Source organism: Aeromonas sp. 600479 (genome assembly GCF_049175515.1).
In the GTDB taxonomy this organism is placed as follows: Bacteria; Pseudomonadota; Gammaproteobacteria; order Enterobacterales; family Aeromonadaceae; genus Aeromonas; species Aeromonas veronii_A.
Window position 1 is genome coordinate 1 of the sequence record NZ_JAAKVF010000018.1, and the last position, 18,735, is coordinate 18,735.

Below are 18,735 nucleotides of genomic sequence, written 5' to 3' on the forward strand. Positions count from 1 at the left end.
CGTGGAAGATGGCCAGAAGGTCACCCTGACCGTGACCGACGTGAACGGCAAGTCGGTGACCTTCGAGGCGACCGTGACCGGCGGCAAGTTCAGCACCACCGTGAACCTGGGCGCCAGCGGCCTGGCGGATGGCAAGTTCACCGTGAAGGCGGACGTGACCGACCAGGCGGGCAACCCGGCGAGCGACAGCGAGAATGCGATCCTGGACAGCGTAGCTTCCTCAGCACCGACCGTGACCATCGTTGATGACACCAATAATGACCAAATGCTGACCAAGGCCGAGATTGGCAATGATCAGATCCAGGTTCGGGCAGAGGTCAATCATGCTGACTTGGTTGCGGGTGGCAAGGTGACGCTGACTATCAACAATGGCGGGGTGAACAGCACTGTCCAATTGACGCTCAAGGCCGATGGCACCCTGCTGGCAAGCAATGGCAAGAGCTACGGCTATCAGAACGGCACCATCAGCTGGACGGAGACGACCCCGGCCAACGGCAAGTCGTTGACGGTGACGGCAACCCAGACTGACAAGGCGGGCAACGTCTCACTGCCGGGCAGCGACAACGCGCAGATCCTGAATGAAGCGCCGGAGACAGTGAATAAACAGGCAAACGGTCAGGAAGATGCCGCCAGCATCGCCATTCCGACCCTCAGTGGCAGCGACATTGATGGCAACGTGGTGAGTTTCACCATCAAGAGCCTGCCTGCCAACGGCATCCTCTATCTGAACGGGGTGGCGGTGACCGTGGATCAGAGCATTGCGGTGGCGGACGCCGGCAAGCTCACCTTCACTCCGAATGCGAACTGGAACGGCAACACCAGCTTCAACTATGCGGCGGTAGACAACGACGGCGCCGTGGATGCGAGTCCCGCAACCGTGACCATCAAGGTGGATGCGGTCAACGATCTGCCGACGCTGAGCATCTCCAACGGGGTTGTCGTCTCTGAAGAGGGGTTGGCAAACGGCATTGCCGACACGGTCGGCAACCCGGATACCACCAATGCCATCAAGGCGTCGGGTACCCTCTCGGTGGGCGACATCGACAGCAGCACACTCAACATTTCCCTGAATGGACCGGCCGGGCTGACGTCCGGTGGGGCCAAGGTCCAGTGGAGCTGGGATGCGGGCAGCAAGACGCTGGTTGGCTACACAGGAGTGATTGGCGGCGCCGATTACAAGGCGGTGGTCGAGGTCAAGCTGACGGCACCCAATGCCAGTGGAAAGGGAGAGTGGACCTATGACGTGACCCTCAAGGGTCCCCTCGACCACGGGGATACGACCTCGGAAGACAAGTTGTCGTTCCAGCTGGATGTGGAGGTCTCCGATGGCAGCGGCGTCACCAAGGACAAGCTGGATGTCAGCGTTGAGGACGACTCCCCCATTGCCGACAACAGCGATGCCGTTTCCGTGGTGAAGACCGATATTCCGAACGTGCTGACCGGGCTCTTTGACCTGACCAAGTACAGTGGCAACCAGAGCACTCTGAACATGGCGGGCTTTACTATCAGCGCCCTGGGCTTCAAGTCGGCAACAGACTCCTCACTGGTAACGGCGGTGGTCAACGGTTCCAGCTCGGGGCTGGGGGTGGCCAGCGGAGCTGCGCCTTACCACAACCTCGCCAACGAGATTGACTTCCGTCACTTTGCTGACGGATCGTCCGCCTCCGAGCAGTTGATCGTCAGGCTGGATGCAGGCAAGGTTGCCTACGGCGCCAACATCAAGTTCAGCAAGATGTTTGGCGGCGAGCTCGAGAGCGGGGTCGTGGAGTTCTATCGCGGTGGTGTACTGATCAGTACCCTGGTATTCAACTCCAACGCATCGGGTGGGGAGTTCAACCAGAACTTCCAGGTGCAGCAGGGTGGCTTTGATACCATGGTGATCAAGGCGACCAACAACGGCAACATCAATACCTCCGACAACAGCGACTTCACCGTACAGAGCATCGAGTTCCTCGGTTCCAACACGGTGCAGGCAATCGCCTATGGTTCCGGCACCGTGACCCCGCAGTGGGGGGCGGACGGCAAGGGCTCCATCGGGCTGGTAATGGACCCGGCAACCTTCGAAAATGGTCTGCGAACGGCTTCCGGTTCTGCCATCGCCATCACCGCCAGCGGCGCCAATACCCTGGTCGGGAAGGATGCGGACGGCAACCTCGTCTTCAAGCTGGAGTTTACGCCGGCCACAGGCAAGTGGGAGTTCTTCCAGTATCAGCGTATGTCCAAACCTCTGGGTGATGGTGACATCGACTTCCAGATCCGGGTGGTGGATGGTGACGGCGACGCCAGCATTGGCTCCTTTGCAACCAAGCCTCTCTTCACGCCGCTGGTTCAGGGAGTTTCCAGCGAGAGCGTAACCGAAGGGGGCAATCTGCTGCACAAAGTCACCCTGTCAGATGCGACCCAGGAAGCGACTGAATACGATTTCGCCATTCGTGGTTCGGGCAACAACCCCGCCTCCAACCAAGATTGGGGCAATGCCCAGTTCAGCAATGGCGTGACCTATAACAGCACTACCGGCAAGATCACAGTACCAGCCGGCGTGTCGGACTTCACTGTGACCATCCCGACGGTGAACGATCGCTTGGTCGAAACGAACGAGACCCTCTCGGTGACCATCGGTGGGCAGAGCGGGACCGGCACCATAGTGGACAACGATCGGGCGCCGGTGACCACGGGTGGCTACAGTGCCGGCAAGGAGGACACGCCACTGGTGCTGAAGTGGGCCCAGTTTGGTGCCAGCGATGATCAGGCCGCTTCTGACCTGAGCGTGCAGATCAACACCCTGCCGCTGAGCGGCAAGCTGGAATGCCTGAACGCTGCTGGCCAGTGGATTGCGGTGAAGGTGGGGGATCTTGTCTCCTACGCCGATATCGACAGCGGCCATCTGCGCTTTGTGCCTAGCCTCAATGAATCCAGCAGCAATGCCCTCAATGGTGGCGGTACGACGACGGGCAACCAGCAAGGGGACTACGCCAATCTGGGTTACCAGATCAGCGATGGTGCCAACCTGAGTAACTCAGGCAAGCTGGTGATCGATATCACGGCGGTCGCGGACAAGCCGGTGGTCGACATCAGCCTGACGGGCAACGGCGTCCCGCTTTATACCCAGTACCCGTCGTCCGGCATCTCCACCGGGGCGTTCCAGAGCGGCAACTTCAACAAGGGCAACTTTGGCATCACCAATAGTCTGACCGACAGCACCACCAGTCAGGATCAAGTGGTGGGTGGCAACGGCAATGACTACATCGTCAGCGTTAAGGGTGGCGGCGATTACTTCGTCGGCGGTGCTGGCAATGACGTGCTGGTCGGTGGTAACTCCACCTCAGGTGACACCCTCGACGGCGGTACCGGCAACGATATCCTGGTGGCCGGGCTGGGTGGCGATACCCTGTTTGGCGGTGCCGGTACCGACCTGGCCGTACTGATGGGCTCGCGTGCCAACTATGTCATCGAGCGCAGAAGTGATGGCGGCTTCAACTTCCTGGTGAAGGAGAGCGGCGTCACCATCAGCAAGTCGCTCTACGACATCGAGCAGGTGCAGTTTGATGACGGTATCTACCAGTTCAACCAGACCGACGGCACCCTGACGGCGGTACAGCCGAGCGTGGTGGATTACCCGCTCGAGATCACTGCTTCCCTGACTGACCGGGATGGTAGCGAGCAGTTCGACAGCCTGGTGCTGACCGGCATGCCGACGGGGTCGACCCTCTATCAGGGCTCCACCGCGCTCGGTACCGTGGGGGCCAATGGCACGCTGACGCTGAGCGGTCTGTGGAACCAGAGTGCACTGGACATCAAACTGACCGGTCTGACCCTGCGGGTGCCGGGCAGCAGTGCCGGCCAGTTCGACCTCAAGGTTGAAGCCATCGCCAAGGAAGTGGCGACCGATCAGACCAGCAGCGCATCGGATCAGGACTCGATCCGCATGAGCTACTTCCTTTCTACCGAAGGGGAGCCGGGCGATCAGAACCGCACCTATGGCAGCGAACACAATATTGTGGTCGGGGATCTGGATGGCAGCGTGGTGCTGCCGGGCCAGAACTACAACATCGCCTTTATGATCGACAGCTCGGGCAGTATCGGCACCAGCGCCATGAACACCATCAAGAGCCAGCTGGCACAGATCTTCGCCAGCCTCAAGGCGAGCGCAGGTAGCGAAGGGGCTGGTACAGTCAACATCATGCTGGTTGACTTTGATGCTCTGTCGAATGCCAGTATTAGTGTGAACCTGAAAGACAGCAATGCCTTGAATCAGCTGCAGGCTGTAATCGATTCCATGAGTAGCGGAGGGGGTACCAACTATGAAGATGTGTTCAAGACGGTTGCCAACTGGTTCAGTAGTTCTACGGCTCAAAGTAACAGTAATGCCAAGAATCTGACCTATTTCATTACCGATGGTCAGCCGACTTATTACCTCGGTAACGAAGGTTCCAACCCGAGGGTATTGAATTTCTCAGGTAGCAACTATGACGTCTATCTCAACAGTCTGCTTGGTGGCACCTATATTCCGGGTCGGGTATATAGCTCCAATGGCTACACCATCATCGATAGCGCTGGCCGAGTGTATGCCGATGGTAGATACAGCAACCCGATTGGTTTTATGCGTCCGGATGGTAGAGGGGGATATACCTACTCAACACTGGATGGTGATGGCGGCACTACCTCCAGCTCAACTATCAATAACTCGGTAGCAGGTTTTGGGCTGCTTACAGGGATGGGGGTTACGGTAGAAGCGATCGGACTGGGGGCCAACATCTCCTACAACGATCTCAAGTCCTACGACTCTGACGGCGTCATCATGACCGGCGTCAACGCCAGCGATTTGGCCAACGCTATTCTGGGCACGTCGGTGAACAACCTGCCGGGCAGTGACCGGATCGACGGCGGTGCTGGCGACGATATCCTGTTCGGGGATGCCATCCACTTCGCCGGTATCAATGGTGAAGGCTACGCGGCCATCAAGCAGTATGTGGCCGGCAAGCTGGGCGCAGGCTCGGTGACCGATGCCCAGGTCCATGACTACATCACGGACCATGCCAGCGAGTTCGATCAGTCCTCCAGCAATGACAAGGCGGACGTGCTAATTGGTGGGGATGGCAACGACATCCTGTTCGGTCAGGGGGGCGATGACTTCCTGTTCGGTGGTGCCGGCAACGACATCCTGTTCGGTGGTGCCGGCAACGACACCCTGTATGGCGAGAGCGGTAACGATACCCTGTACGGTGGCAGTGGCAACGATACCCTGTTTGGTGGAATCGGCGACGATAACCTGATCGGCGGTCTGGGCAATGACATCCTGGTCGGCGGGCTTGGCAATGACATCCTCAAGGGGGATGGCGGTGCCGATACCTTCACCTGGCTGCAGGGCGACACAGCCGCAGGCAGCGTTGCCAAGGATTACGTGGTCGACTTCTCCAAGGCGGAAGGTGACAAGCTGGATCTGAGCGACCTGCTGGATCACGATGGTTCTCGTAACCAGAACGATCTGAAGAGCCTGCTGTCGGTGTTCCAGGACAATGAGGGGGTACATCTACAGGTCAAGGAGAGCAGTACTGCGCCGGTGACTCAGGAGATTGTACTGATGAACCATACCTTCGATAGTCTGACGGGGGGGGCCGGTACCACTGCCAACCAGGTGATCGATTACATGTTGACTAACAACATGCTCGATATCGACAAGTAAGCCCAACTCGGGGCAATAAAAAAGCGGCAGAGTAATCTGCCGCTTTTTTTATCTTTGCAGGTAAGTGAAATCAGTTGCCGAGGGTGGCGAACAGGCTCTGCTCCAGAGAGCCGCGGGAGACACAGACCGGCTTGATGGACGGGGCTGGTACGCGCTCGCCTGAGGATTCAACAAAGAACAGCTCGGTGTTGCCCTTGACGTTGACAGTGGCCACGCTGCTGTTGCCGCTCTGGGTGATGATCAGGTTGATCTGCAGGTTCGGGTTGCCCAGTGCTACTTTTGAACCCATGGTACCGCAGTCCAGCCACTCCAGTCCGTCGGCTGATTGGTTGACATTGGCGGTCATCAGGCCGGCACCGCGCTGACTGTTTTCGATGGTGAGGCCGTGATCGGTGAACCATTTCTCGGCGCGAGCCCATACCAGATCCACCGGGATCGCCATCTCCTGGGTATTGTTGGTCGCTTTGGCGACCGGCGGATTGTAGCGATACTCCTCACCACCGTTATTGTCACCAGCACAACCCGCCAGCAACAGCGCCAATGCGCACCCCATCATCTTTTTCATCTTGCTTCTCTCGTCCATTTATCAGGCCATTGGCCAACCGGTGCCTATTATCACCTGAGCGACAACCTCTGTCAGCATGCGTGCTGCATCGGTGTGAACGAAGGGGTTACCGGGGGTGCTTTACAAAATTGGTTTGCTATCATAGATTTGCTCGAAATTCCTCCATAAGCGCCTCTGTGACCAACATGCTTACCCCGGATCTGCTGCAGCAGATCATCGACCAGTTGCCAATGAGTATCTTTTGTCGTGATAGGCATGGTCGCTACCTGTTTGCCAATCGTGAATTTGCCATTGAGGCCAGGCTGGGTTCACCCGCCGAGGTGGTCGGCAAGAGTGATGCAGAGATGCCATGGGGTGATGTATTTCGCATTGAGGATGCGCAGTTGCTGACGGGGGGGGGTCCCTTGCTTCATCAACAGTTGCACTGCAACCGGGGCGGTGAGACCTGCTGGATGGAGGTGCACAAGATCCCGCTTTACACGGCTCAGGGTGAGCCATATGCCGTATTCGGAATGGTCAACGAGATTGCCCAGCGCAAGCACCTGGAACAGACGGTCAAAAAACAGCAGTTGTTGCAGCGTTTTCTGCTCGATGCCATCCCTGACCTGATCCGTTTCGATGATCACAACGGGGTGTTGCTGGAGTGTAACCAGGCATTTCTCGACTTTATTGGTCAGGGGGCGGATGAGGTGCTGGGTCAGCAGATACCATATCGGTTGGCGGCCCCCCAAGGGATGGGCCGCGGCGAATGTTGCCTGCTGGATGCCAGCGGGCAGGGGCGGCACATGGAGATCACCCGGGTCGATGTCCCCGATGGTGATGGTCACTCCCTCGGGATCCTGACGCTGGGACGCGATATCACCGGCTTGCGGACCACCCAGGCGCAGTTGCAGCAGGAGCAGCACTACGACAGCCTCACTGGGCTGCTCAAACTCTCCCGTTTCTTGCAGACCAGCCGCCATTTGGGGGGCCGCAGCGCCACGCTGGTGCTGGTCGATCTGCACCACTTTCGTGAGGTTAACGATCGTTTCGGGATCCGGATTGCCGATCGCCTGCTGAGCCAGGTGGCCAAGCGACTACAGCAGTTGGTTCCGCCGCGAACCCTGCTTTGCCGTGTGGCTGCCGATGACTTTTGTCTGCTACTTCCCGAGTTCAACGAGCCTTTGCTGGAGTGGAACCAGCATCTGCAGCAGCAGTTGATGGAGTTCTATCAGGTGGAAGAGCATCGTATCCAGATCCCGGTGTTTCTGGGGTTGGCTCAGGGGCGGGCAAACGATGCCGAGCGGTTGCTTAGCCACGCCGAAGCAGCGTTGGCGCAGGGCAAGCGGCAGCAGCAGTACTGCACCCTGTTTGATCCTTATCTGCAGGCGAGACTTAAGCGGCGCCAGCTGATCGCCGCCCAGTTGCCGCTCGCCATCAAGTCATCCCAGCTGATTGCCGTCTATCAACCCATTATCAGCAGCACAACCCATCAGCTTTGTGGCGCAGAATTACTTTGCCGCTGGCCGCATCCTGAACTTGGCATGATCTCGCCGGAAGAGTTCATTCCACTGGCGGAAGAGATGGGGATCATCGGCCAACTTGGTCAGCTGATGCTGGAGTTGGGGTGTGCTCAGTTGGCCCAGTGGCAAACCGCTCGGTCGGATATGGTGCTCTCCATCAACCTTTCGCCGTTGCAGTTTCGTGATCCGGCGCTCTGCAAGCTGGTGCAGGGCTGCATTGCCCGTCATGGTCTGAATGCAGGCCAGCTGGAGCTGGAGATCACTGAAGGAGTCTTGATGGAGAATGCCGATGAGATTGAGACCAACCTGGATAACCTGATCGCCGCCGGTTTTCAACTGGCCATCGATGATTTCGGTACCGGGTATTGCTCGCTGGCCTATCTGCCAAGGCTCAAGGTCGCCACGCTCAAGCTGGATCGCAGCTTCACCCAGGGGTTGGTCAGCAACAGTGCCACCACCGCCATCGTGCGATCGGTCATCGGACTTGGCCATGAGCTGGGGATCCGCATTACTGCAGAAGGGGTGGAAACCGTCGAGCAGCAGTTGTGGCTGACCCAGGCGGGTTGTGATCGGCTACAGGGCTATCTGTTCAGCCCTCCGTTGCCGCCCGACCAGTTTGCCGCCAGTTATTTGTGACAGTCTGCAATAACAGAGAGGCCACCCACAGGTGGCCTCTCTGTTTGTGGCAGGGATCAATCCTGAAAGTAGGTGCCCCAGCCATCGTAGTCCACCCCGTATTTTTCCAGGATGGGCAGCATCTTTTCGATATCGGCAACGATGGCTTCGACATCCAGTTTGCACTCGATGGTGGCATCGAAGCAGAAGATGGTGGCGCCGTCATCCAGCTCCATCTCTTCGGCATCGGTCACTTCAAATCCGGCCTTGAACAGGTCAACCGCTGCTTTTTCCAAACGGTCGAAATCCTGGCAGGCGAAGTGGTGCTCGATGTCGTAATCCGCATCGGGATTGCTGCCATCGGCCAGCAGTTCGTTGACGATCTCGGTGGTCTCATCATGCCACTCTTGCATATTCAGACTCATGTTGCCTCCAGGCGGTATCATTGCGGCAAAGCATACTCGCAGAGTGGATTCGGCTCAATGTGGCTGACCTGCTGACCCTCTAATTTCTATCATATTGACGCTGCCTGTAGGCATGCAGGGGCCAGCAAGTGTGGGAAAAGGGACTGAAATGGGTGATATATGGCCATGGCGTTCAGTTGTTGAGCGAACGCGCTTTTTATCGTGCCATCATGGTTGACACTCTGCGCAGGAAAGGGTTTAATGCGCGCCGTTGCCCAGATAGCTCAGTCGGTAGAGCAGGGGATTGAAAATCCCCATGACAGTTTCCATACCACAGCTCTGGATAGCACACCCCACAAGGCTTCGCTTTCAATGCGAGGCCTTTTTGTTATGCGTCTCTGGTCAATCTCTGGCAAGGTTGCTCACCGAGCTCGGGATTAATAATCCCCGCCTCCTGCTCCGCTGCTTCATCTGACAACCGATAGCAAAGTACGCCTCCCTCCCCTGAAATGACTCCCACTTCTTACAAACAACACGTGCCCTCCCTGCCAACTCTACGTTATACAGGTTGTGTCGTGAGCCGAATCCCGGTTATCGCAGAGGGGCTGCTTCCCGGACAGTCATGGAAGATACTGTGGACCCCATGGCCCTCATTGAGTTATGTGCCGAATCTTGTTAGCGTTAATCCATACTGTTTACATAGATATAGAGTAGGCATAAGGAGCCAATGATATGGCATTTATCAAGATGGCAACTCGTTTTGGTACGCAGAGTTTTTACAGTAATGGCCAATTAATTGGCTTAACGTGTCCGAATGCATATGGTATGGGCAGTATTACTTATGCGCCTTTTGAAGCATCCCCGGTTGAGCGAACAATGGAACATCAGGATGGAACCGCTTCCCATTTTGATGGACAAGGACATATGACAGGAACCAGTTATCAAGATCAACTAGGGAAGGTGCGAATAAGCGGGGAAATTCTTCTCGGCTGACTCAGTCATTTCATTTCTTCATGTTTGAGCCGATTTTTTCTCCCGTAAATGCCTTGAATCAGCCTATTTAGACCGTTTCTTCGCCATTTAAGGCGTTATTCCCAGTTTTTAGTGAGATCTCTCCCACTGACGTATCATTTGGTCCGCCCGAAACAGGTTGGCCAGCGTGAATAACATCGCCAGTTGGTTATCGTTTTTCAGCAACCCCTTGTATCTGGCTTTCACGAAGCCGAACTGTCGCTTGATGATGCGAAACGGGTGCTCCACCTTGGCCCGGATGCTGGCTTTCATGTATTCGATGTTGATGGCCGTTTTGTTCTTGCGTGGATGCTGTTTCAAGGTTCTTACCTTGCCGGGGCGCTCGGCGATCAGCCAGTCCACATCCACCTCGGCCAGCTCCTCGCGCTGTGGCGCCCCTTGGTAGCCGGCATCGGCTGAGACAAATTGCTCCTCTCCATGCAGCAGATTACCCAGCTGATTGAGGTCATGCTCGTTGGCCGCGGTGGTGACTAGGCTGTGGGTCAGGCCACTCTTGGCATCGACACCAATGTGGGCCTTCATGCCAAAGTGCCACTGATTGCCTTTCTTGGTCTGATGCATCTCCGGATCGCGTTGCTGCTCTTTGTTCTTGGTCGAGCTGGGAGCCTCAATGATGGTGGCATCGACCAAGGTGCCTTGAGTCATCATGACGCCTGCTTCGGCCAGCCAGCGATTGATGGTCTTGAACAATTGGCGGGCCAGTTGATGCTGCTCCAGCAGGTGGCGGAAATTCATGATGGTGGTGCGGTCCGGCAAGGCGCTATCCAGGGATAACCGGGCAAACAGACGCATGGAGGCGATTTCGTACAGAGCATCTTCCATCGCGCCATCGCTCAGGTTGTACCAATGTTGCATGCAGTGAATGCGTAGCATGGTTTCCAGCGGATAAGGTCGCCGGCCATTACCAGCCTTGGGATAAAACGGCTCGATGACTTCCACCATGTTTTGCCATGGCAGAATCTGCTCCATGCGGGACAAGAAAATCTCTTTATCTGGTCTGACGGCGCTTACTGCTGAATTCACTGTCGGCGAAGGTGAGCTGATGACTCATGATGAACCCTTTTTCATGGCTCCAGATGACAAACATGATCTCATATCAGGGACTTGTTCGCACCTTCCCTAGGCGTTATCGTGAGACTCGTTAGAGCCATAACGAGCAACCATTATTTGCCCATTGAATTCAAGATATGTAAACAAGTGCTTACCACTTTCAATACCAAACGAATCAAACTTGACTCCATACACAATAGAGTCAAGTAGCTTTCGTTGATTACATATACATCCACTAAGAGTCATGTTTTTCCCTATTTCAATATCATCAAAGAATATTTGAATTTCTTGACCCATTTTTAAATGGTATTGAAAATGCTTTACTATAAAAGCACATCCATATGTTGATATATCGATAAGCTTAAGTGGTAACCTTACTCCCTCACCAACGATAGACCATCCAAAAATAGAGACTGGATAACGAGCCTCCTTGCGGATATGATTCACTGTAATATATTCTGGCACATCAGTTGTTATAATAGCTGGCTCGGTTCCAACCTTATCAATCACTCCATCAAAATAAACGATGGAGCCAATTCCTTTCTCACATAAAACGGAGGCATGAACTTTGTATCCGGGGTGGCATATAGAAAGCATCTCATCCCGACTGGCTGATGGGAAAGAAAAGTACAGGCGGGGCTGTCTATCCATACCAACAAAAAAAGCAGAAAGTCTTTTTGTCGTTCCTGTAGGTTGTCTAATTTGTATTCCCGCCTTACTAGAAGGATTAAGGTGTAATAAGATATCAGACCCAATAATAATGTACCCAGAGTCCTTTATTTCCCTCAGTTTCTTTTTTACAGTTTTCACTGGCACCTCATATAAAGAAAAACATATTATTGCATGTGACATCAAAAAAAATATTCTTCAAATCATATTTCATATTCCAGGGCGAAGTTAATAACTATTTTTATCTGTATGCCACCACAGCCAGGATATGATACTCAGGATTCATACAATTCACATAGCTCAACCTGCAGTTTTTTCAGGATGAAATTTCCGACATAGCTACCGGCGACAGCAGCAAGGCGCTTTTGGACACCTTCTGTTACTCGGTCTTCTACGTATGTTTCCCATGCCGTTAGTGCCATGACCAGCCCCGCGCGCTTCAAGACTTCGGCGTTTGGTGGCGGAGGATTTGCGTTCATGGCGTCAAAGTGAGCAAGGAGTTCTTCGGCGTCTTTTATTCCGTGCTCGAATGCGGTTTTGGCAAGGGACATCTTGTAATCTCTGACAGTGATTAGATGGAAGGCGGTACTAATCCGTTAACAGAGCCTTCCATATAACTCCGCCCCATTTTCATCACCGCCAAGCAAAAATCAAAATTAAATCATAGCATTACCAGTCTACCTCTGACGCTCAAACGCATTCGTTTGCCCCCCTATATTTGCGCTATCACTACCACTGTATAAAAAAACAGCTGACAAGTCAGTCCACTGGGATAATCGCTGCCTCCTAACGTGGTCGCATGGCTCCCGAGTTGTGCCTAAGCTACCGCTCCTGAATTACAACCTTCAGTCTGCTGTTTTTTACCTAGGGCGTTTCTCCAGCCTGGCTCATGGGTGATTCAGGAGAGGCAGTTCCAAACGATTATCCTAGCGCTTCAGATAGATGACACAAAAGAGGGGAATTGTAGTTTTCTGAGCAAGATCAACAAACTAATCCGAATTAGAGGGTGATGGACAGCATCAACACGCGGGAAGCCCTCACTTTCCCTGCATGGCCTTTTTCAAAATCACCGCTCATCCGCTATCAATTGCTGGTCATCCTGATTTCCTGCTCTCCCATTCCCGTAAAAGCCCAATCCTCAAACATATATGAATCTCTGGATAACCCATGACCATTCCGGTCCGGGAACATCCAAGGAGAACATCCATGTCTGAACTTTCATTGTTCGATGCCATTGGCGAAGGCAAAAACGCGACTCAGGATTATCTGGATACCCTGTCGCGGGCACTGCTGCGCCATCATCAACTGGTCAAAGCTATCCGCATCCACGGTCGTTATGTACCGGAATCATTGCCAATGCCCGGTCTGCCGGTATTGGTTGCCATCTTCAGTCACACCAACACTTACACCTTGCACCAACTGCCCTCTAATCAGATAGGGCAGTTGGTGCTGTCGATTGCTCGCTTTTCCGGTCAGGCTACCCATGACCTGGACAACGGCATTTTTGAAGAGATCTGGAATATGGGTGACAGCAGCTTTACCACGGACAGCGCCGAGCAGGCCGTCTACTGGTTGCCGTTACCGGAGCGCTGGATTGCTCTGGAGGGCACACAAGTGGCGCTGCACGATAAAGACCATCCGGTGTTCAAGTTGCTCAACGTCACCGCCCGGAACACTGGTCCGGTCCTGGATATCTGCGATGGCGTGGTCAGTCTGGCGCTAGAGTCAGAGTGGGATGGGGAGTGGGTCGCATGACCGAGATCAACCGCTCCTCGCTACTCGCCAAGCTCAAGCATATCAAGGGCATGAAGCTGCTGGTTGAGCAGGCCGTCTTGCTCTACCTGTTGATGGCTGACGAGCAGACGCCTGTGTGGGTCAAGACCATCGTGGTCAGCGCACTCGCCTATTTGCTCTGTCCGGTCGATGCCGTACCGGACTTTATCCCCGGCGTGGGGCTCACCGATGACCTGGGGGTCATTAGCGGTGCCATTGCCTCGTTAGGCAGTTATATCCATCAAGGTCATCGCAGCAAAGCGGCTGACTTCTTCAAGTAATCCCTTCAGAAGGAATTTCATTATGGCTAAAGCCACACAACCGGCAGCGTCGGCTGCTCCGGTCTGGACTGTTATTAAATCCTCCAAGGCCCCGAAGATCAGCGCTCGGGCCAGTGGTTTGCTGCACTACGACGTGGGCAAGAACGATGAAGGTCGCTACGCCCTTCGCATTACCGCCAACGACACGGGCGGCCTGTTCAGCAAGCACTGGTTATCGCTCGATGACATCCTGGCACTACTGGACATCCTCAAGGATGCGCCATTCAAATCGGTAGCGCTCAAGGCGCTGTTTGTTCGAGGCAGTGCCAATAACCACGGTTTCCTCGCCGCCATCCTGCGATCTGAAAAGTTGCTGGTCGCCGCCGAGCCCAACTCGCCGTTCCACCGGGTCGGCCTATCCCTCAGCGACTGGTCAACTCAGTTGGATGAACCGGCCAATATGGATAAACAGGCTCGCAAGGGAAAAGCCAAGGGGCAGAAGGGCCAAGATGACACGACCGATGAGATAACCATCGAGAAAGGCAATGAGCCCCCGTTTTTGGAAACAGCCAACGACCAGGCCGGTTTGTCAGACATGATGGATGAGACAGGGGGTGAAGTTGAAACCGCAGACCCGGCGGCCAGTGAGGAGGCCCAACAATGAGCAACCGTGACATAGCACTGAACTGGCAGGGGCTCCCTCTGCCGGTTTCACGCCAGTTCGCAGTATGTCTGACCGACCTGCTGAACACGCACCATCCCACATGGCCCCAAGCCCGTGCTGTCACGATGAACTTTCGTGATCCGGGTTATGGTCCGGAGAGTGGTGGCTTTCATCCGGTGGAAATCCGTCTACAACGCCGAGGAAATCTATGGTCCTTGGTCTATATGACGGACTTTTCCTATGTCGGCATGGGTGACTATGCCGAATTGGCTAAGGAGGTTGATTTTGACTTCTCAAGCCAGGAAGGGCTGATTGCCTATGCGCATGTGGTGCCGTTGTCTGAGTTGGGTGAGTTCTATGAATTATGGGAGGGCAATTTCCTCACCTACCTGTCGCTGGGTGTCTATGCGATCACGGTAGCCACTGAATGATCCCTCCCTATTAATGCGCAAATTTCGCGGGTTCACGGGGTTGGCGTCGATTTACCCAATCTCTCCAAGGGAAAAACGCGCCCCGTTTCCCCCCGTTTGTGCGGGGCGGGCACGGGGCTTGCCGTGAATATGCGGGGCAACCCGACCAATTCATTAACTCACCCATTTTTCCGCAAATTTCGCGGGTTCACGGGGTTGAGATGGAAAAGTCTAATCACTCAAAGGGAAAAACGCGCCCCGTTTCCCCCCGTTTGTGCGGGGCGGACACGGGGCTCGGTAGCATTTTTACGGGATCGGACCGGGTAGCGACCGGGGCGGCCATCTGTTCACTCACCTTTCCCGCGTTGTCATCGTGCCGGGCCAACCAGGCCAAGGCGCGATGAGCAACGACCATTTTGATCGCCAAGCCAGAGACGGGGATTAGACCTCCTTTCCACTGTGAAGGGGGCCTATGCCGTGTCTAACCAGCTCACATGTTGAGGAGCGAACCATGAACGAAACACCTACCCGATTTAAATTCACCAATCGGCGGATTGCCGATCTGCCTCCTAACCCAGATGACGCTCGCAGTACCGAAGCGGAGTATTCCGATACCGACGTGACCGGTCTGCGCTGTCTGGTGGGCAAAGGGGAAGGCCGCCGCAAGTTCCTGCTGCGCTATCAAATACATGGGCGCAAACGGGCGATTGCCCTCGGGCACTATCCCACATTGGATGTCAGCGCGGCTCGTAAGCTCGCGCTCGACTACAAACGCAAGATCGCCGAAGGCGTTGACCCGCAACAGGTCAAGGAGGACAAGCGCAACCAGAAGACCCTGAGCAATTTGTTTCAGGAGGATTATCTCCCCTATCTGCAATCGAGAAATCGCAGTTGGAAAACGGATGAACATCGCTTTCGTAATCACCTACGGCCAATCTTCGGCAATCTGATACCGGAAGAGATCACCGTTACGCGCATCCAGAACATGCAACAGATGTTGCTCAAGCGCCTCACTCCGGCCACCTGCAATCGCGTCTTGGCATTGCTCAAGGCCATCATGACCTGGGCAGCCCGTGCCGGGCTGATTAAAGAGAATCCCGCAGCCCTGGTGTCGTTGCTGCGAGAGAACAATCGGCGCGAACGCTACTTCACTCCAGATGAAATCCGTCGCCTGTTCCGGGCTGCTGATCAGCATGAGAGTTTCTATACCGGTCAGTACGTCAAGATGTTGCTGCTCACCGGCTTGCGCCGGGCCGAGCTGGCAAGGGCCAAATGGCAGCACTACAACAAGGAGGACAAGACCCTATATATTCCACACACCAAGAACGGCCATAGCCGTGTGTTGCACCTGAACCATATGGCGGTGGAGCTGTTGAACTACTTACCGGTGACACAGGGAAATCCCTATCTGTTTCCAGGCAAGCGGCAAGGGCAGCCATTGCAAAATCCCACCAAGGGTTTTCAGCGAATGCTGGCGCGAGCCGGCATAGATAAGGAGGGGGTTTGTCTGCACACCTGCCGTCATTCGGTCGCGGCGCTGATTGTCTCCAACGGCGGCACCTTGTTTGATGTGCAATCCCAGCTAGGCCACCGGAGCAGTCAGACATCACTGCGTTATGCTCACCTGCATAACACTCGGATGCAACAGACCAGCCAGAAAATAGCCAACTGCATCCATGATGCCCTGACCAGCTCTGTACCATCCAAGCCGTTGCCACTTCCCGAAGAGGGCGAGTGGGTTCAGGCCAGCTAGAAACATCGGTATCTCACGGCTGGGTGAGATACCGATATCACGGTTTAGCCGCCCGAGGCGTGGTGTTAGCTCACCAACAGCGACAACCTGCCCTGACCGGCCTTCCTGGGCCACTCAACCGCTTCTCACCGGTTGCTCACAAAGCTCCTTACCCATCTACATAGCAGTGAGAGCTTGTACCTGAATGACCTGACCACCGAGTACAGCCTCTCCACTCGAAGGATGATCACTCAACATCTTGACGCTGCCCCAGCCCTCCCAAAAACTCAACAAGTGACACATATCATATTAATTTTTAAAAGAAATTTGCTCATTAACCTCACCCCTGATATTTATTATGGTTATATTTTTCGGCAGGCATCAGGAGCTACCGAACATGGCAACTTATCCAATTCCACAAGATGAAGCAGAGCGACTCAATCTACTACACGCTCTCAACATTCTCGATACCCCGTCAGAAGAGGCTTTTGATCGCATAACTCGATTGGTTGCACACATTTTAGATGTCCCGATTGCATTGGTTTCACTGGTCGACACTGACCGACAGTGGTTCAAGTCGCGGATAGGTATTGATGCAAATGAAACCCCACGAGAAGTTGCTTTTTGTGCTCACGCCATAACGCAAACAACACCGCTGATCGTGACAGACACAACGCAAGACTCGCGTTTCATGAGTAATGCTCTCGTAACGGGAAATCCGAATATTCGCTTCTATGCAGGTGTGCCTTTACGTAGTATCGGCGGGCTATCAATTGGCACATTATGTGCCATCGATTCCAAACCTAGACAATTAAGTCCTGATGAGATAAGCATTCTGGTTGACCTTGCCGCACTCGTTAGCAAAGAAATGCAAATGCGTGAAGCGATGCTTTTGAGTCATGCGCGTTCCGAGCAAGCCATACAAGCCTTGGAGGATGTCGAAGCGCGTTTCAGGACTATATTCGAACGTGCGGGTGTAGGTATTGCGATGGTTGCGCCAGACGGCGGATGGTTGCGTGTCAACGATGCGTTATGCCAAATTGTCGGTTACAGCCAAGATGAGCTCCTCAAGCTCACATTTCAGGATATAACCCACCCAGACGATTTAAATACCGATTTGTCCCTTTTACAGCAATTAATTAATAATGACATCGACCATTATCAGCTGGAAAAACGTTACATCACTAAATCAGGGCGTTCTGTTTGGATAGACCTGATAGTCACCAAGAAATTGAGCATTAACGGTGAGCTAGAGTATTTCATCTCAATTATTAAAAATATACAGGAGCAAAAAGAAGCAGAAGCATCCTTGGCTAAGTTACATAAAGAATTGGAGAGTCGAGTAGAAACAAGAACAAAAGACCTACAATTAGCTAATGAAATGCTGTCCGCCTCTATCGCTCAGCAGCTTCGATTTGAGCAAGAGTTACGTCGACGCGAAGCTGAATTACAAATGGTGCTCCAAAACGCCAACGATGCTTACGTATGCATTGATCACCACGGCGTGATCCGCGACTGGAATCAACAAGCAGAACATACCTTCGGTTGGAGCCGCGAAGAGGCAATTGGCCGCCCACTGGATGAAACGATCATCCCGGCCCAAATGCGTGATGCTCATAAAACAGGGTTGGCACGCTATCTGGCTACCGGTAAGCACCATGTCCTCAATCAACATATCGAGCTGACTGCTGTACGCCGCGATGGCATGACCTTACCTGTTGAGGTCCGGATTAGCCCCTTATTCATTGATGGAAAAACAATTTTTAGTGCGTTCCTGCATGATATCACCGAGCGTAAACAGGCCGAAGCAATCCGTGAATACGAAGCCACTCACGACGCGCTAACTGGATTGTATAACCGGCGTGGTATGTTCAACTTGTTGCCAGCAGCAATAGCCCGCGCCAAGCGGACTCAGACATCTTTAGCGTTACTTTATATCGACCTTGATGGCTTCAAGCAAATCAACGATACACACGGTCATGATGCCGGCGATTCCGTATTACGTGTCATAGGAACTCGCTTACAGGAAAACATTAGACAAACGGATACAGCAGTACGTTTAGGCGGTGACGAATTTACGATCGTGTTGGAGAACGTTAAGCACGGGACTCCCGATGTCAATATGCTGGCGCAGAAGATATTGGAGGCCATCCAACAGCCGATACAACTCGATTCAACAACAGCTGTTATCAGTGCCAGTATCGGCATAGCAATCCATCATGCTGACGATATAATCAATGCCGATCAACTGATTAGCCAAGCTGACTCTGCGATGTACGAAGCCAAGAACGCAGGTAAGGCCCGTGTGTGCGTACATAAGTGACAATATGCCGACATAACAACGGTGTCTGACAATCAAGTCAGATACCGCTTATC

At 54.1% G+C, this 18,735-nt stretch carries 14 protein-coding genes; 9 read left to right on the forward strand and 5 right to left on the reverse strand.

What is annotated here, in order from left to right; all coding sequences use genetic code 11:
• Positions 1–5,683: type I secretion C-terminal target domain-containing protein (locus G5149_RS16895; protein ID WP_421213078.1), on the forward strand; the 5,683-nt coding region annotated here is incomplete at its 5' end.
• Positions 5,684–5,753: 70 nt separating this feature from the next.
• On the opposite strand, the gene G5149_RS16900 is transcribed toward G5149_RS16895, so the two are convergent.
• Positions 5,754–6,248, reverse strand: a complete 495-nt coding sequence (locus G5149_RS16900; protein ID WP_216980216.1) for a hypothetical protein — start codon at positions 6,246–6,248, stop codon at positions 5,754–5,756.
• A gap of 185 nt (positions 6,249–6,433) precedes the next feature.
• Here G5149_RS16900 and G5149_RS16905 point away from each other — a divergent pair, with 185 nt between their 5' ends.
• Positions 6,434–8,386, forward strand: coding sequence for an EAL and GGDEF domain-containing protein (locus tag G5149_RS16905; RefSeq protein ID WP_419772926.1), 1,953 nt, complete (start codon positions 6,434–6,436; stop codon positions 8,384–8,386).
• Positions 8,387–8,442: 56 nt separating this feature from the next.
• Here the strand turns inward: G5149_RS16905 and rraB are convergent, their stop codons facing one another.
• Positions 8,443–8,778, reverse strand: coding sequence for a ribonuclease E inhibitor RraB (gene rraB, locus G5149_RS16910; RefSeq protein WP_421213137.1), 336 nt, complete (start codon positions 8,776–8,778; stop codon positions 8,443–8,445).
• Positions 8,779–9,501: 723 nt separating this feature from the next.
• On the opposite strand from rraB, the gene G5149_RS16915 reads away from it, so the two are divergent.
• The gene (locus tag G5149_RS16915; protein WP_143239059.1) at positions 9,502–9,762 is read left to right on the forward strand and encodes a hypothetical protein; all 261 of its coding nucleotides are present in this window, start codon (positions 9,502–9,504) and stop codon (positions 9,760–9,762) included.
• Positions 9,763–9,870: 108 nt separating this feature from the next.
• Here G5149_RS16915 and G5149_RS16920 read toward each other — a convergent pair.
• The 3 genes from G5149_RS16920 to G5149_RS16930 all read right to left on the reverse strand — a co-directional run bounded on the left by G5149_RS16920 (position 9,871) and on the right by G5149_RS16930 (position 12,071).
• Positions 9,871–10,852, reverse strand: a protein-coding gene (locus G5149_RS16920; RefSeq protein ID WP_000019402.1) for an IS5-like element IS5 family transposase whose coding sequence is annotated in 2 segments (ribosomal slippage) — positions 9,871–10,791 and positions 10,793–10,852 — 981 coding nt in all. Because the reading frame shifts where the segments join, the coding sequence is not laid out codon by codon here.
• 68 nt (positions 10,853–10,920) lie between these two features.
• The gene (locus G5149_RS16925) at positions 10,921–11,661 is read right to left on the reverse strand and encodes a PilZ domain-containing protein (protein WP_223954879.1); all 741 of its coding nucleotides are present in this window, start codon (positions 11,659–11,661) and stop codon (positions 10,921–10,923) included.
• A gap of 134 nt (positions 11,662–11,795) precedes the next feature.
• Positions 11,796–12,071, reverse strand: coding sequence for a HEPN domain-containing protein (locus tag G5149_RS16930; RefSeq protein WP_223954878.1), 276 nt, complete (start codon positions 12,069–12,071; stop codon positions 11,796–11,798).
• 655 nt (positions 12,072–12,726) lie between these two features.
• Between G5149_RS16930 and G5149_RS16935 the strand changes: the two genes are divergently transcribed.
• From G5149_RS16935 to G5149_RS16960, 6 genes are all read left to right on the forward strand, one after another.
• Positions 12,727–13,275, forward strand: a complete 549-nt coding sequence (locus G5149_RS16935) for a hypothetical protein (protein WP_143239030.1) — start codon at positions 12,727–12,729, stop codon at positions 13,273–13,275.
• Positions 13,272–13,574, forward strand: coding sequence for a YkvA family protein (locus G5149_RS16940; RefSeq protein ID WP_279962150.1), 303 nt, complete (start codon positions 13,272–13,274; stop codon positions 13,572–13,574). Before G5149_RS16935 ends, G5149_RS16940 begins: the two co-directional genes overlap by 4 nt.
• Positions 13,575–13,596: 22 nt before the next feature.
• Positions 13,597–14,217 (forward strand): hypothetical protein, encoded by a 621-nt coding sequence (locus tag G5149_RS16945; RefSeq protein ID WP_279962149.1) that lies wholly within the window; start codon positions 13,597–13,599, stop codon positions 14,215–14,217.
• Positions 14,214–14,648: a DUF2787 family protein gene (locus G5149_RS16950; RefSeq protein WP_043130272.1), complete on the forward strand. Its 435-nt coding sequence runs from the start codon at positions 14,214–14,216 to the stop codon at positions 14,646–14,648. Before G5149_RS16945 ends, G5149_RS16950 begins: the two co-directional genes overlap by 4 nt.
• 490 nt (positions 14,649–15,138) lie before the next feature.
• Positions 15,139–16,380 (forward strand): tyrosine-type recombinase/integrase, encoded by a 1,242-nt coding sequence (locus tag G5149_RS16955; protein ID WP_279962148.1) that lies wholly within the window; start codon positions 15,139–15,141, stop codon positions 16,378–16,380.
• Positions 16,381–16,756: 376 nt separating this feature from the next.
• A complete protein-coding gene (locus tag G5149_RS16960) occupies positions 16,757–18,682 on the forward strand; it encodes a PAS domain S-box protein (protein ID WP_421213081.1) in 1,926 nt (641 codons plus the stop codon).
• The last annotated feature ends 53 nt before the right edge of the window (positions 18,683–18,735 follow it).

Excerpts from the sequence above, each read along its gene's own strand:
- G5149_RS16900 (WP_216980216.1), bottom strand. The coding sequence starts at position 6,248 with ATGAAAAAGATGATGGGGTGCGCATTGGCGCTGTTGCTGGCGGGTTGT.
- G5149_RS16905 (WP_419772926.1), top strand. The coding sequence starts at position 6,434 with ATGCTTACCCCGGATCTGCTGCAGCAGATCATCGACCAGTTGCCAATG.
- rraB (WP_421213137.1), bottom strand. The coding sequence starts at position 8,778 with ATGCAAGAGTGGCATGATGAGACCACCGAGATCGTCAACGAACTGCTG.
- G5149_RS16915 (WP_143239059.1), top strand. The coding sequence starts at position 9,502 with ATGGCATTTATCAAGATGGCAACTCGTTTTGGTACGCAGAGTTTTTAC.
- G5149_RS16930 (WP_223954878.1), bottom strand. The coding sequence starts at position 12,071 with ATGTCCCTTGCCAAAACCGCATTCGAGCACGGAATAAAAGACGCCGAA.
- G5149_RS16935 (WP_143239030.1), top strand. The coding sequence starts at position 12,727 with ATGTCTGAACTTTCATTGTTCGATGCCATTGGCGAAGGCAAAAACGCG.
- G5149_RS16940 (WP_279962150.1), top strand. The coding sequence starts at position 13,272 with ATGACCGAGATCAACCGCTCCTCGCTACTCGCCAAGCTCAAGCATATC.
- G5149_RS16945 (WP_279962149.1), top strand. The coding sequence starts at position 13,597 with ATGGCTAAAGCCACACAACCGGCAGCGTCGGCTGCTCCGGTCTGGACT.
- G5149_RS16950 (WP_043130272.1), top strand. The coding sequence starts at position 14,214 with ATGAGCAACCGTGACATAGCACTGAACTGGCAGGGGCTCCCTCTGCCG.
- G5149_RS16955 (WP_279962148.1), top strand. The coding sequence starts at position 15,139 with ATGAACGAAACACCTACCCGATTTAAATTCACCAATCGGCGGATTGCC.
- G5149_RS16960 (WP_421213081.1), top strand. The coding sequence starts at position 16,757 with ATGGCAACTTATCCAATTCCACAAGATGAAGCAGAGCGACTCAATCTA.